Below are 14545 nucleotides of genomic sequence, written 5' to 3'. Positions count from 1 at the left end.
GTGCCATGCCGGGCGAAAGGCCGTCGCGGGCGGACAGCCCGGGCGGAGTGTCACGCAACCGCCCGTAGCGGGCAGATTCGAAACGTTCTATACGAGCCCCTGGCTGCGCCGCGCGAATCTGGGGCGTCCAAATCGTCCCTCGCGCAACCTCCTGCTCGGGCGCCCCCGAGGCGGCGCGCGCTCCCCGGAGCGCAGTCAGGCCGAACACTGTTATCGTGGCGCGGGAAATGCCTGCGCGTGTTCGACAAACGCCAGCGAGGAAGCAACCAGCCGTGGCATCCATCGACAGCTTCAAAGCCCACCAGACGCTCGACGCGGGGGGCAAGACCTACACGTACTATTCCATCCCCGAAGCGCAGAAGAACGGACTCGCCGACGCGGCGCGCCTGCCCTTCTCCATGAAGGTCATCCTCGAGAACCTGCTCCGCTACGAGGACGAGCGCTCGGTCAAGAAAGCCGATATCGAGGCCACGGTGGCGTGGCTCGGCAACATGGGCAAGACCGAGACCGAGATCGCCTTCCGGCCCTCCCGCGTGCTGATGCAGGATTTCACCGGGGTGCCCGCCGTGGTCGACCTCGCCGCCATGCGCGACGCGATGGTGGCGCTCGGCGGCGATCCGCAGAAGATCAACCCGCTTGTGCCGGTCGACCTCGTGATCGACCACTCCGTAATCGTCGACGAGTTCGGCACCCCGAAGGCGCTCGCCGACAACGTCGCCCTCGAATACGAGCGCAACGGTGAGCGCTACACCTTCCTCAAGTGGGGGCAGTCGGCCTTCGACAATTTCTCGGTGGTCCCGCCCGGCACCGGCATCTGCCACCAGGTCAACCTCGAGTACCTGTCGCAGACGGTGTGGACGCGCGCCGAGAACGGCACCGAGGTCGCCTATCCGGATTCGCTCGTGGGCACCGATTCCCACACCACGATGGTCAACGGCCTCGCCGTGCTGGGCTGGGGCGTCGGCGGCATCGAGGCCGAGGCCGCGATGCTCGGCCAGCCGCTCTCGATGCTGATCCCCGAGGTCGTCGGCTTCAAGCTCTCCGGCAAGCTGCCCGAGGGCACCACCGCGACCGACCTCGTGCTTACCGTCACCCAGATGCTGCGCAAGAAGGGCGTCGTCGGCAAGTTCGTGGAATTCTACGGCCCCGGCCTCGACGACATGGCCGTGGCCGACCGCGCCACGATCTCCAACATGGCCCCCGAATACGGCGCCACCTGCGGCTTCTTCCCCGTGGATCGCAAGACCATCGACTTCCTCAAGGTCACCGGCCGCGCCGACGACCGCATCGCGCTGGTGGAGGCCTACGCCAAGGCCCAGGGCATGTGGCGCGACGCCGAGACCCCGGACCCCGTCTTCACCGACACGCTCGCGCTCGACATGGGCGACGTGCGCCCGTCGCTCGCCGGCCCGAAGCGCCCTCAGGACCGGGTGCTCCTCGACGGCGCCAAGGCGGGCTTCGCCCAGTCGATGGAAACCGAGTTCAAGAAGGCGGCCGACATCGCCAAGCGCTACGCGGTCGAGGATTCGAACTTCGACATCGGCCACGGCGACGTGGTGATCGCCGCGATCACGAGCTGCACCAACACCTCGAACCCGAGCGTGATGATCGGCGCGGGTCTGCTCGCCCGCAACGCGGTCGCCAAGGGCCTCACCTCGAAGCCCTGGGTCAAGACCTCGCTGGCACCCGGATCCCAGGTCGTCGCCGAGTACCTGGAGAAGGCCGGCCTGCAGAAGCCGCTCGACGCGCTGGGCTTCAACCTCGTCGGCTTCGGCTGCACCACCTGCATCGGCAATTCCGGCCCCCTCCCGGCCGCGATCTCGAAGGCGATCAACGACAACGACGTGGTCGCCGCCGCGGTACTCTCGGGCAACCGCAACTTCGAGGGCCGGGTGAACCCGGATGTCCGGGCGAACTATCTCGCCTCGCCCCCGCTCGTCGTCGCCTACGCGCTGGCCGGCTCGCTCCAGGTGGACATCACCACCGAGCCGCTCGGCCAGGGCTCGGACGGGCAGCCGGTCTACCTGAAGGACATCTGGCCCTCGACCGCCGAGGTGCAGGCCTTCATCGAGCAGAACATCACCTCGGAGCTGTTCAAGAGCCGCTACGCCGACGTGTTCGGCGGCGACCAGAACTGGAAGGACGTCGAGGTCACCGAGGCCGAGACCTTCGCCTGGAACCCCGGCTCCACCTACGTGCAGAACCCGCCCTACTTCGTCGGGATGGAGAAGACCCCGGCGCCGGTGACCGACATCGAGAACGCCCGCATCCTCGGGCTCTTCCTCGACTCGATCACCACCGACCACATCTCCCCGGCGGGCAACATCCGCGCGGCCTCGCCGGCCGGCGAGTACCTGCAGTCGCATCAGGTGCGCGTGCAGGATTTCAACCAGTACGGCACGCGGCGCGGCAACCACGAGGTGATGATGCGGGGCACCTTCGCCAACATCCGCATCAAGAACCAGATGGTGCGGGACGCCTCCGGCGGCGTGGTCGAGGGCGGCTGGACGCATTTCCAGCCGACCGGCGAGAAGATGTTCATCTACGACGCGGCGCAGAAATACGCGGAGCAGAACACGCCGCTCGTGATCTTCGCCGGCAAGGAATACGGTACCGGATCGTCGCGCGACTGGGCGGCCAAGGGCACGAAGCTGCTCGGCGTGCGCGCCGTGGTGGCGGAGAGCTTCGAGCGCATCCACCGCTCGAACCTCGTGGGCATGGGCGTGGTGCCCCTGGTCTTCCAGGGCGACACCAGCTGGGCCTCCCTGGGGCTCAAGGGCGACGAGACCGTCACGATCAAGGGGCTGTCCGGCGAGTTGAAGCCGCGCCAGACCCTGGTCGCCGAGATCACCTCGGCCAACGGCTCCAAGCAGGAGGTGCCGCTGACCTGCCGCATCGATACGCTGGACGAGCTGGAATACTTCCGCAACGGCGGCATCCTGCCCTACGTGCTGCGTTCGCTGGCGGCCTGATCCTCGGGCGCGGCGGCCGCAGGGCCGCCGCCACCGCATCGACATCGACCGCGCCGGGGCGACCCGGCGCGGTCTTGCGTTCCGGACCCGCGCGGTGCGTGTCGGCGCCGCGGAAGGTCGCGTGGCGGGGTGCTGTGTTTTGCCGAACCGGTCCCCATCTCGGCCGAAAGCGCTCTCGGAGGTCCCATGCGCGCCGTCCTGCCGGTCCTGATCTGCCTCTCCGCCGTGCCGGCCCTGGCCGAGCCCTCCGCCGTGAAAGGCGCGCCGAAGCCCGCGCCGGCGCCGGTGATCGGCTGCGCCTCGCTGGCGAACTACCGGATGCTGTTGGCGGAGAGCCCCGGGGCGGAAGCGGGCGCGCGGCTCGCTGATCCCAAGGCCGATCATCTCGGCTGCGCCGCGATCGCGCCGGAGACGGTCACCGGCCTCGCCGACCATGTCGTGCTGGAAGGCCGGCCCTACGATTGCCTCGCCCTGCAGAGCACCACCGTCTGCCAATGGGTGACGGGGGGCAGCCTCGCGCCGGCCGCCCGGAAAGCGGCCGAGACCGGCAAGAGCAAGCGCTAGGGCGTCCGGTCGACCGCATCGGCCAGGGCCGGACAGGAAGGGGCGCTGTCAGGCGGCGCAGGACGCGCCGCCCGGAAGCACGATCTCGGGATCGGCGAGGTAGGTCGTCCCGTTCCGCACCGGCCACGCCACCCATTCCGACCAGGTGAAGCCGAGCCTGACCCCCTGGATCAGCCGCGGCACCACGGACCCGAGGATCGGCCGGTATGGCATCGTCACCTCGGCCAGCACGAAGCGCGCGCCGGCCCGCTGAAAGTTCGTCGGGACCGCGATGCCCGTCGCCACGCCGACGCTCCGGCTGCTCGTGCTGGGATAGGTGGAGCAGACCCGGACCGCGAATTGGCTGTTCGACTGGTAGACGCCGATGGCCGAGACCTGGATCGCGGCGTTCGCCGCGGCGAACGGGGCGAGAATCGGCTGGGCGGAGGCCAGGATATCGGCCATCAGGGTGGCGGAGATCGGGCTCTGGCTGTCGCCCTGGGCCGTGAGGTCGGCGAGGGTCCGGCTGAGCTGGACCACCTTGCGCTTCTGGTCGACGGCGTTGACCAGTTCGGCCGTCGCGAGCACCAGGACGAGGAGGATCGGGAGGAAGAGCGCGAACTCCACCGCCGCGATGCCGCGCCGCTCGCGCGCGAGGCGCCCGGCTGTCTGTCCGAGGCGCGCGAGGCGCCCGTAAGCAGGCCCGAAGCAAGCGCGCGCAGGATCCCGCCGTCGCATCAGCAGGCACTCCCGCTGCCGGATTGGTAGGGCTCGACCCGGAACACGGCCGCGGCCTGGATCAGCGCCGAGCCGTCGGCGAACACGCCGAGCCCGAAGCTCAGCCCGCGGGCGAAGACGGGATACTTCACCGCGGCCCGCACCACGGCGACGCTCTGCGGGCCCGGGCAGGCGTAGGTGGTGCCGAACCCCGCCGACCACGTGCCGGAGCCGCTGTCGACGGCCGACGTGCCCGACGAACTCGACGCGAAGGAGCCGGCCGAGCGCACGTCGAGCTTCAGGTTGGCGCAGCTGAACATCCAGGCCTTGGAGTCGAGATTCGGCCCGCAGATCGTCGCCTGGAGGTTGCGCAGGATCTGCGCCTGGTCGGTCGAACCGGCATTGGCCTGCTGGAATGTGCCGGTGAGCAGGCTGCGCGTGGCCTGCTGGAGCGCTAGCGCGAGGCTGTCGCGGGCCATGTAGACCAGGGCGTACTGACACAGCACCAGGAACAGGACGATGAACAGGCTGCCCGCCAGCGCGAACTCGACCGCGTAGGCGCCCTCCGTCGCGCCCGCGAAGCGCCGGAGCTGCCCCGACGCGCCCCGTGCCGGCCGGAGCGGGCTCATTGCGACAGCCTCACCAGGGTGAAGTTCTGGAAGATCGCCTGGAACGCGGCGCCGACCGAGGCGGTCGTCGCCGCGTTGACGAACAGGTTCGGGGTGCTGGCGCAGGCGGTCAGCTGCGGGATGATGTCGTCGAACCGCGTGCCGGCATTGCCGATCTGGCTCGGCTGGCCGAGCGTGGCGTTGTAGCCCCAGTCCCAAGTCATCTTGAGATAGGGCGCGTAGAGGACGCCGACCGAGACGCTCGCGTCGAGCTTGCGGCAATCGGTCGGCGAGAACGGCTTCACCTGCGGCTGCAGCCAGGGCTGGTAGCTGCTCCAGGTCCGGGTCGGGTCCTGCACCCCGTCGGTGGCGATGATCACGAGCTTCTTGGGCGTCGTCGTCCCATCCCCGCCGGTCCCCACCGTCGCGGCGAAGGAGGACATCAGGGAGCTGAACAGGGTCGCCCCGTCGTAGTCGCCCGAGGCGGACGGGGCCTGCGGCAGGTTGCTGGAGGCGGTGCTCAGCGTCGCCGTGATCGGCACCACGGTGGTCAGGCTGGTGCTGAAAGCATAGACCGCGATGCGGAGCCGCTTCGAGGACGACGACTGGTTCTGGAGCCAGGTGACGAAGTCGGTGATGCCCTTGTTGATCTCGTTGATCCGCAAGGTGATGCCGTTCTTCTGCGCCCACTGGAAGGCGTCGTAGGCGGTTCCCTTGACCGGAACGCCGTCGTGGCAGGCGAAGGCGCAGCCGATATTGGCGTTGAGCGCGTTGATGTCGGCGTTCGTCGCTCCGATCGCCATCGAGCCCGACACGTCGATCATCAGGTAGATGTCCACCATCGGGGACAGGTTGAGGCTCGAGACGGCGTTGCCGGAGAGGGCGAACTGATTGAACCCCGTGACCTTGAGCAGGCTCGTCGCGGTCGCCGAGGTGTAGCGGCCCGTCACCGTCACCGTCCGGTTCTGCTGCACGACCGAGAAGGTGGCGTTGGTCCCCGGCGGGAGATTGGGGGCGGAATTGAACGCGTCGTTGGCGGCCTTGACCGCGTTCGCCACGATGGTGGAGCTCGCGACGTTGGCCGCGTCGTCGGCTTGGGCCTTGTTGGCCGCGATGATGACGGCCGCATCGAGGGCGTTGTTGATCCGGGTGCGATCCTGGATCGCGCGGCTGTAGTCGATCGCCCCACCGGCGAGCCCGAGCATGGGCACGAGGAACACGCCGAAGAGCATCGGCATCGAACCGCGCGTGTCGCCCGCGCCGCGGCGCACGAGCCGCGCGAGCGGGTTCTGCCTGCCCATCGCTTTGTCCGTCCCCATGGCCCGATGCCGTGGAAGCGCGACCGACAGACCCTCACCGGAGCGGTGGAAACGATCCATCCGATGACGCGACCCGATGCGTTCGGTATTCGATCGTCTCTACGGCTCTGGAATGAAAAAAACGCTAACGTTTTCAGTGCTCGCGCACGCGAAATGAGCGAATTCCGCGCATAAGCCCTGTAAGTCCCTGCGCTATCAGCAACTCATGGTTGCAAATACCGACTTCGATTGCGCGCATTGCGCGGACCTGCGCGAGGCCGTGACGCGATCGTCCGACGGGGCGCGCCTGGACCGTCCGAGGCAGGGGTCCCGAGCGGAGGACCGAAAGCCCATTGTCCTCGGATCCGACCGGGGTCGGAGGCCAATCCTCGCCGGGCGTATCGGGCGTGCGGCCGCGGGCGGGGACGTCGTTTCCACGCGCGCCGGCTGACGCCTCGCCACGACCGAGGCACCCCGTGCCAAAGAGGGCGGCCTCGGCGTCTCGGTCATCGTCTCCGAGGCCGCAAGGCCGTCGAGTCCGCGCAGCGGGACCCGACCACCCCGCTGCGTGCGCCGTCAGGCCGAGGCCAGTGGCTTCGAGACGTCCTCGAGCGAGCGCCCCTCGGCGGCCGTGCCCCAGATGCCGCCGACTACGGAGGCGGCGGCCATCAGGGCGGCCCCGATGAGGTAGCCGGTGAAGACCGCCCCGCGCGAGCCGGATTCGACCAGAGTGCCGAACAGGAGCGGGCCCGAGACGCCTCCGACTCCGGTGCCGATGGCGTAGAAGGCCGCGATGGCGAGCGCCCGGATCTCGAGCGGGAAGGTCTCGGCGACGGTGAGGTAGGCCGAACTCGCCGCCGCCGAGGCGAAGAAGAACACCACCATCCAGGCCCCGGTCTGTCCGACGGGACCGAAGGCCTCGATCTTGAACAGGTAGCCGGCGATCGCGAGCAGCACGGCCGAGATGCCGTACGTGAAGGCGATCATCGGCCGGCGGCCCACCGTGTCGAACAGCCGCCCCAGCAGCACCGGCCCGAGGAAGGAACCCAGCGCGAAGGGCAGCAGGTACCAGCCGACATGCCCGCCCGGCACGCCGTAGAAGCGCTCCAGCACCAGGGCGTAGGTGAAGAACAGGGCGTTGTAGAAGAATGCCTGCCCGATCATCAGCACCAGCCCGACCACGGTCTGCTGCCGGCTCGTCACGAACATCGCCCGGAACACCTCGGAGAGCGGGGTGTGGTCGCGGGTCTTGAGCTTGAGGCGCTTGCTCTCGTCCGGCGGCGGCAGGGTCACGCCCGCGTCGGTGAAGCGCTTCTCGATGCCCGTCACCACCCGGTCGGCCTCGGCGGCGTAGCCGTGGGTGACGAGCCAGCGCGGGCTCTCGGGGATCCAGGTGCGCAGGAGCAGGATCGCGAGGCCGATGGCGCCCCCGGTGAAGAAGGCGACGCGCCAGCCCCAGGCGGGGTCGATGACCTCGGGGCGCAGCAGCACGATCGACATGAAGGAGCCGAGCGCGGCGCCAATCCAGAACGAGCCGTTGATGACGAGGTTGGTCCAGCCCCGGGCGCGCGCCGGCACCAGCTCCTGGATGGTCGAGTTGATCGCCGTGTACTCGCCGCCGATGCCCGCCCCGGTGAAGAAGCGGAACAGGCAGAAGCTCCAGACATTCCACGACAGGCCGGTCGCGGCCGTCGCCACCAGGTAGAGGGCGAGGGTGATGAAGAACAGCTTCTTGCGCCCGATCCGGTCGGTGAGCCAGCCGAAGCCGATCGCCCCCGTGACGGCGCCGACGAGATAGGCGCTCGCCGCAAGGCCCACGTCGAATTCCGAGAAGGCCATCGGCGGCTGGCGCAGGGCGCCGACGAGGGAGCCCGCGAGCGTCACCTCCAGCCCGTCGAGCACCCAGGTGATGCCGAGGGCCACGATGACGAGAACGTGGAAGCGGCCCCAGGGCAGCCGGTCGAGCCGGGCCGAGATGTCGGTGTCGATCACCGCGCCCATCGGCGCCCGCTCGGGTGCGCCGGACCGGGGCGCCGACTCGACCTTGCTCGTCATCGTGCTCGTTTACCTTGATCCGCAACAGCTGTTGGCAGGTGTTCGCCGGTGTGAACGGCGCCGAACGGTTCAGGTTCGTCTTCACCCGCGTCGGCCTCAAGTAGGGCAGCCACGCGGATGCGTCCCCATGCGACCCCATCTATCGCTGATCTGTGTCCTCCTCGCCGCCACCGCCCCGGGCGCCACGGCTCCGGCCCGCGCCGCCGAGCCGGCGCCGCGCCCGCCCGCCGACCTTGGCGCGGAGGTCTGGCGCCTGCGGCCGTCGCAGCCCGCGATGCCGCCCGCGCTGCCAGCGCGATCCGTGCGCGGCTCCGGCGCGCGGCCGGCCGGCGAGATCCCGGAGGCGCGCCGCAGCGTGCGGGTAGTCTACCCGGCGCTCACAGAGGCGCGTTGAGGCGGCCCATCAGGACAGGTTGCTGCCGTCGGCGCTGCGTTAAAGGCAGCGCCGGCTTGGGAGGCATTACGCCTGTTTCCCAGGTCGGCCGGCTCGCTCGTTACACCATCGATGGCGAGGCAGGGGGCGCCCATCCGCAAGAGCGCCGTCGTGGGGGTGTGCCCAGCGGCGAGCACGACGTTCTTGCGCTCGGCGCGGCGCGCTTTCATGGCGGCGAATGAGAGCGTGCAGGTCGGCTGTCGCGCGTGACGGGCAGGCGCCGGCAACCAAGAGGACGGCCTCGCAGCCCAAACAGGGTCCTGCACAAAGGGCGGTCTCCGGTCTCGCGGCGCCGATCCGGGACCGGACTGCCGCGACTGGCGGCGGCGCGCGTGTTAGACTGTCTCCCGACAACATGCCGGACGCCGACAATGCCGCAATGGCTCGCCATTGGTCTCGGGACAGTGATCGGACTGAGCGTTCTCGCAGGTTCGCTAGCATGGGCATTCAAGCCTCGGCGCCGAGGACATGCCTCGCGCCTCCCGCCAGGCTCGGACACCCCCGCTCCGATGACTGCGGCCAACCTCGATTCACTCTAACAGGGCGCCTGCACTCCTACGCCTCCTGCAGCCCATATTCGAAGTCTCTGGGCGGCAGGTCGAGCGGCGTAGGCAGACGCGAGCCGCGATAACGCCGCTGGGCGGGTGGCTACCCCGTCGCGTGACGGGTTACCCCGGCGGCCAGCGGAAATCGTCGGCGCGGCCGGGCTGGGGTAGGGGGGCGGCGCCGCGCTGGAGGGCGCGGTCGACATTGCCGGAGGGGTCGGAATCCAGAGGGCGGCCGGAGGTGAGCGCACCGCCGGGCGAGATCTCGGCCCGGCCGAGCGGCACCACCGGTCCGGCTGCGGGCTTGACCGGGAGGGCCGGGATGCCGGGGGGCTCCGGCAGGCTGGGGAGCATGGCGGTGATCTGGCGGTCGATGGTGGCGGTGTCGTCGAGGTTCGGCGCGGCGTTGCCGAGCGTCGGGCTGCCGAGCGTCGGGCTGCCGACAGCGGGGCCCGGCGTCGCCGAGACCGCCGCGGCGGGCGCCTCCGGGGCGGGGGCGGCCGTGCCCATCAGGCGTTTCAGCTCGACATCGACGAAGTGCGCCAGCTTGCGCGCGCCCGCGGCGGTGAAGTGAACGCCGTCGGCGGTGCGGAGCTTGGCCGTCTGGCCGTCGAGATCCGGGCCCGTGGCGGTGTAGCGGTTGCGGTCGTCGACGAAGCCCGGCCCGACATCCACGAAGGTGGCGCCGGCCTTCTGCACCACCTCGCGCACGAGATCGTTGATGCCGGCGAGATCCTTGGTCAGGCCTTCGCTGCGCATCGGCGGCGCGCCGACCCAGATCAGCGGGATCTTGCGTGCGGTGAAGACCTGCGCCAGCGCCTCGACGCGGGCGCGGTAGAGCTCGCGCCAGCGGTCGGTGAGGGGATCGACGCTCTGGTCGCCGTCGCGGATCGGCTGGCGGTCGTTGGCGCCGAGCAGCACCACCGCGTAGCCGACCTTCGGGTTCGTCTTCAGGTAGTCCTCGGCGACCTTGGGCCAGTCGACCACGTCCTTGCGCACGAGGCCGCTGTCGCCCCGCGCCCGGTCGATCACCGCGACGTCGGCGTTGTCCTCGAAGACATCGTCGAGGCCGCGGCTGAGATGATCGGCGAGCGAGTCGCCGAACACCGCGATCTGCACGCTGGGCTCGGTCTTGGCGATCGCGGGCTTGGCCGGCTCCGGCGGGGAGGGCGGCCGGGCACGGCGCTTGGGGACGGGCCGCGGGCCCTCCTGGGCGGCGGCGGGACGGGGCGGGCGCGGGCGCCGGTAGCTCGGCTCCGGGCGCGGCTCGGCCGCCTGAGGCCGGTCCTCCCAGGGCCAGTAGAATTGCCGCGGCGCCTCCTGGGGCGGCGCGTAGCGGCGCGGCGGCGGCCGGTCGTCGTAGGCGTCGCGCGGACGCCGCCGGGGCACGGCGTAGCCGGGCTGGTCGTAGCTGTCGCCCCATTGCGCCTGGACCGGCGCGGGCATCAGCACGGACGCGCCCGCACCGGCCGCGAGCCACGCACCGACCGCTCGGCTGATCCAGGCCACACGCGCCCGTCGCATCCCACAATCCCTGCCCACCGCCGTGACGCGGCGCTCGTCCGGCCAGCATAGCGGAGAGCGGGGCGTGCGTCTAAAGCGGGGCAAGCGGCTCGCCGGTGGGCCTGAAACGGGTCGGCCCACGCAGAGACCCCTTTCCCTGCCTTTGTATGCCACGCCCAGGAGCACGATGTTGCGCCCGCCGAAATCTGACGCCTGGGTCTCGTAGAAACGAACTAATAGCGACCCTTTCGGCAATTCCTGAACGTCTGACGAATGCCCACCTCTATTCCGAGCCCGTCGATGGCAGGCCACAGGCGCAATGGATAAGCCGGAGTTCCTCGGCGCCTCGGATCACCGCGGCGCCGAACGGTCCCCGCCTCACCATCCTATCAAAGACGGCCGTTCAAGCGGGCAAGTAGCGCCGGCGTGGCATAGCCGTCCGCCGGGAGGCCTTCGCGGATCTGATACCGGCGCACGGCCTCGCGTAGCTTCGGGCCGGCGCGGCCGTCCGCGTCGCCGGCGTAGAGCTCCTGCGCCTTGAGCCCCGTCTGAAGGGCGCGCAGGCCCGCCGTATCGAGACGGCCGGCGGCGCTCGGCCAGGGGGCGGCGAGCGGCGGGCCGCCGGAGAGGCGGTCGGCAAGATGGCCGACCGCGAGCGCGTAGGAATCGGCGGTGTTGTAGCCCCGGATCACCTCGAAATTGTCGGTGATCAGGAAGGCCGGGGCACCGCGCCCGCCCGGCAGGAACAGGCTCGCGCGTCCCCGGGCGGGCAGGGGCTCCCCGTCGTTCCGGCGCACGCCGCGGGCGGCAAAGTCTGCGAGGTCGGCGTCGTAGCGGGTGAGGTCGAAGCCGTCGGGCAGGGTGACGGCGTACCCCCAGGATAGCGCCGAGTTCCAGCCGAGATTTTTCAGGTAGGCGGCGATGGAGGCCAGCGCGTCGGGCTCGCTCTGCCAAATGTCGCGGTGGCCGTCCCCGTCGAAGTCGACGGCGTGGGCCAGGAAGGTCGAGGGCAGGAACTGGACCTGTCCCATTGCCCCGGCCCAACTGCCCTTCATGGCGGCGGGGGTGACGTCGCCGCGCTCGAGAATCGTGAGCGCGGCGAGCAATTCGTCGCGAAACAGCGTGCCCCGGTGGCGGGCTTCGGCCAGCGTCGCGAGCGCCCGAATGGTGGGCGTCGCGCCGCCGCTCGCGCCGAAATCCGACTCGATGCCCCAGAAGGCCAGGATCACAGGCGCCGGCACACCGTAGCGCGCCTCGATCGCCGCGAGGGTAGAGGCGAGGGCCCGGCCGCGCGCCTGCCCGCGGGCGATCCGGCCGGGCGAGACGGCGCCCACGAGATAGTCCCAGACCGGGCGACCGAACTCGCCCTGACGCTTGATTCGGGCGAGGACATCGCGGTCCGGCCCGGCCACCCCCGCGAAAGCCGCCCGGAAGGTCGCCTCCGAGACGCCGCGGGCGGCCGCGTCCGGCCGCAGCGCCGCGACGAAGGCCGCAAACCGTGCAGGCTCCGCGGCCGGCTCAGCCTGGGCCGGGTCGAACCGGACGGGGACGAGGGTCAGCAGAGCTGCCGACAGAGCGACGAGAAGGGCGGCGCGTCGCGGCGAAACACGCATCGCGTCAGCGCCGGTTGCGCCGGATCAGCGCGTCCTCCCAATCGAGGGCCTGTCGGACAATGCCCGCGAGGTCGTCGTAGCGCGGCTGCCAGCCGAGGGCGCGGATGCGCTCCGCGCCCGCCACGATCCGGGCGGGGTCGCCGGGGCGGCGCGGGCAGAGGCGCACGGTGAAGTCGCGCCCCGAGACGCGTTTGACCACGTCGATCACCTCCAGCACCGAGTAGCCGCGGCCGTAGCCGCAATTCATGACCCGGCTCTCGCCGCCCGCGCGCAGGTGGTCGAGGGCGACGCGGTGGGCATCGGCGAGGTCGGAGACCTGGATGTAGTCGCGCAGACACGAGCCGTCCGGCGTCGGGTAGTCGGTGCCGTAGACGTCGAGGTGGCTGCGCTGGCCGAGCGCGGCCTGGGTCGCGACCTTGATCAGGTGTGTGGCGTTCGGTGTCGACTGGCCCGAGCGCCCGCGCGGATCTGCGCCGGCGACGTTGAAGTAGCGCAGAATGACGTAACCGAAGCCGTGCGCCTTCGCCGCGTCCTCGATCATCCACTCGCTCATGAGCTTCGAGCGGCCGTAGGGGTTGATCGGCCGGGTCTCGAGATCCTCCGGGACCGGGACGGTGTCAGGCTCGCCGTAGACGGCGGCGGTGGACGAGAAGATCACGTGGCGCACGCCCTCGCGCACCGCGGTCTCGATCAGCGCCCGGGTCTTCACGGTATTGGCGAGGTAATATCCGAGCGGGTCGGAGACCGAGTCCGGGACCACGATTCGCGCCGCGAAATGCGCGAGCGCATCGCAGCCGTAGGTGCGGATCGTGTCGGCCACGAGGGTCTGATCCGACACGTCCCCGACCACGAGCTTGACCTCCGGCGGGAGCAGCCAGTCGAATCCCGTCGAGAGGTCGTCCAGCACCACGACCTCCTCGCCGGCATCGTGGAGCGCCAGCACCATGTGGCTGCCGATATAGCCTGCACCGCCCGTGACCAGAACCGCCATCGCCGAAATCCCCTTCGCGCCGCCAGTGCCTTGCGGATGTCACCCGTTTTCGGCTCGCCGCTCCCACCCGCTGCGCCAAGTAAGCCTTGCAGGACGTGAGGCCGTGCTATCTCTGTCCTGCCAAACATTCTGTTGCCGTTCCACTCCCCAATCACTCCCTACGACCAGGTTCGCCGATGAAACCGATCCGCAAGGCCGTTCTCCCCGTTGCCGGACTTGGCACGCGTTTCCTTCCCGCGACCAAGGCCGTTCCCAAGGAGATGTTGACGGTCGTGGACCGGCCGGTCGTGCAACACGTGGTCGATGAGGCGCGCGAGGCGGGCATCGAGCATTTCATCTTCGTGACCGGACGCGGCAAGGCCGTGATCGAGGACCATTTCGATATCGCCTACGAACTCGACCGGACCCTGCAGGAGCGCGGGAAGACGGAGGCCTACGAGGCGCTGAAGCGGGATCTCCCCAGAGCCGGCCAGACCAGCTTCACGCGCCAGCAGGCCCCGCTCGGGCTCGGACATGCGGTCTGGTGTGCCCGGGAGATCGTCGGCGACGAGCCCTTCGCGGTCCTGCTGCCGGACATGCTGAGCCGGGGTTGCATGCAGCAGATGCTCTCCGCCTACGAGCGGCACGGCGGCAACGTCATCGCGGTGGAAGAGGTCAAGCCCGAGGAGACGCACCAGTACGGCATCGTCAGCGTCGGCCAGACCTTCGGACAGACCTTCGAGATCAACGGCATGGTCGAGAAGCCGAAGCAGGGTACCGCGCCGTCGAACTTCATCATCTCGGGGCGCTACATCCTTCAACCGGAGATCTTCGAGATCCTCGAAAAGGGTGAGACGGGCGCCGGTGGCGAAATTCAGCTCACCGACGCCATGATCAAGCTGATGGCTGTTCAGAGCTTCTTCGGCATGCGCTACGAGGGCCGGACCTACGACACGGGCTCGAAACTCGGCTTCCTCACGGCGAACCTCGCCTATGGGCTGGAGCGTCCCGACCTCTCCGGTCCCCTCAAGGCCGAGATCGCACGCCTGCTCCAGGAATTCTGAGACCGCTGCACGCGGGGTGCGCGGGAATTGCAGGTGAACACCTGCAATTCCCGCGCACGGACCATGCGCACCGCGCAGGGCAAATCGTCGGAATCGTCTTGCAATTGGTGCGGCGCACTTTATTTTGTGCATTGCGGGATCGCGATGGCGTCGCGGTTTCGCTGCCCTTCTTGGGCGTTTCCTCCCTAGACTTCGGGCCGCTCCTTCGGGAGTGGCCTTTTTTC

General features: G+C 69.7%; 11 protein-coding genes. 4 read left to right on the top strand and 7 right to left on the bottom strand.

Annotated features, from left to right (window positions below; all coding sequences use genetic code 11):
- The first annotated feature begins 272 nt into the window (after window positions 1-272).
- Both acnA and ACS5RC_RS10045 read left to right on the top strand, forming a co-directional pair.
- Complete coding sequence (gene acnA / locus ACS5RC_RS10050) at window positions 273-2972, top strand: aconitate hydratase AcnA (RefSeq protein WP_478343708.1); 2700 nt, start codon at window positions 273-275, stop codon at window positions 2970-2972.
- A gap of 186 nt (window positions 2973-3158) precedes the next feature.
- Entirely contained in the window at window positions 3159-3536 is a 378-nt protein-coding gene (locus tag ACS5RC_RS10045) for a hypothetical protein (RefSeq protein ID WP_478343707.1), read from the top strand.
- Window positions 3537-3584: 48 nt separating this feature from the next.
- Here the strand turns inward: ACS5RC_RS10045 and ACS5RC_RS10040 are convergent, their stop codons facing one another.
- From ACS5RC_RS10040 to ACS5RC_RS10025, 4 genes are all read right to left on the bottom strand, one after another.
- The gene (locus ACS5RC_RS10040; protein WP_478343706.1) at window positions 3585-4253 is read right to left on the bottom strand and encodes a TadE/TadG family type IV pilus assembly protein; all 669 of its coding nucleotides are present in this window, start codon (window positions 4251-4253) and stop codon (window positions 3585-3587) included.
- The gene (locus ACS5RC_RS10035) at window positions 4253-4861 is read right to left on the bottom strand and encodes a TadE/TadG family type IV pilus assembly protein (protein ID WP_478343705.1); all 609 of its coding nucleotides are present in this window, start codon (window positions 4859-4861) and stop codon (window positions 4253-4255) included. Before ACS5RC_RS10035 ends, ACS5RC_RS10040 begins: the two co-directional genes overlap by 1 nt.
- The gene (locus tag ACS5RC_RS10030; protein ID WP_478343704.1) at window positions 4858-6141 is read right to left on the bottom strand and encodes a TadE/TadG family type IV pilus assembly protein; all 1284 of its coding nucleotides are present in this window, start codon (window positions 6139-6141) and stop codon (window positions 4858-4860) included. The genes ACS5RC_RS10035 and ACS5RC_RS10030 overlap by 4 nt, the downstream gene beginning before the upstream one ends.
- Window positions 6142-6714: 573 nt before the next feature.
- Window positions 6715-8193, bottom strand: a complete 1479-nt coding sequence (locus tag ACS5RC_RS10025; RefSeq protein WP_478343703.1) for an MFS transporter — start codon at window positions 8191-8193, stop codon at window positions 6715-6717.
- Window positions 8194-8320: 127 nt separating this feature from the next.
- Between ACS5RC_RS10025 and ACS5RC_RS10020 the strand changes: the two genes are divergently transcribed.
- On the top strand, window positions 8321-8587 hold the full coding sequence (locus ACS5RC_RS10020) for a hypothetical protein (protein ID WP_478343702.1): 267 nt from the start codon (window positions 8321-8323) through the stop codon (window positions 8585-8587).
- Window positions 8588-9294: 707 nt separating this feature from the next.
- On the opposite strand, the gene ACS5RC_RS10015 is transcribed toward ACS5RC_RS10020, so the two are convergent.
- The 3 genes from ACS5RC_RS10015 to galE all read right to left on the bottom strand — a co-directional run bounded on the left by ACS5RC_RS10015 (window position 9295) and on the right by galE (window position 13278).
- Window positions 9295-10695 carry an SGNH/GDSL hydrolase family protein gene (locus tag ACS5RC_RS10015; protein WP_478343701.1) on the bottom strand — a complete coding sequence of 467 codons (1401 nt, stop codon included), beginning with the start codon at window positions 10693-10695 and terminating at the stop codon, window positions 9295-9297.
- Between the two features lie 368 nt (window positions 10696-11063).
- Window positions 11064-12287 carry a lytic murein transglycosylase gene (locus ACS5RC_RS10010; RefSeq protein WP_478343700.1) on the bottom strand — a complete coding sequence of 408 codons (1224 nt, stop codon included), beginning with the start codon at window positions 12285-12287 and terminating at the stop codon, window positions 11064-11066.
- Window positions 12288-12291: 4 nt separating this feature from the next.
- The gene (gene galE, locus ACS5RC_RS10005) at window positions 12292-13278 is read right to left on the bottom strand and encodes a UDP-glucose 4-epimerase GalE (protein WP_478343699.1); all 987 of its coding nucleotides are present in this window, start codon (window positions 13276-13278) and stop codon (window positions 12292-12294) included.
- Window positions 13279-13454: 176 nt separating this feature from the next.
- Here galE and galU point away from each other — a divergent pair, with 176 nt between their 5' ends.
- Window positions 13455-14321: a UTP--glucose-1-phosphate uridylyltransferase GalU gene (gene galU, locus ACS5RC_RS10000; RefSeq protein WP_478343698.1), complete on the top strand. Its 867-nt coding sequence runs from the start codon at window positions 13455-13457 to the stop codon at window positions 14319-14321.
- Window positions 14322-14545: the final 224 nt, after the last annotated feature.

The sequence above is a fragment of the Methylobacterium sp. HJ2 genome (genome assembly GCF_056431005.1).
The sequence above is the reverse complement of the archived record's forward strand: the minus strand, read 5'-3'. Positions and strand labels throughout refer to the sequence as shown.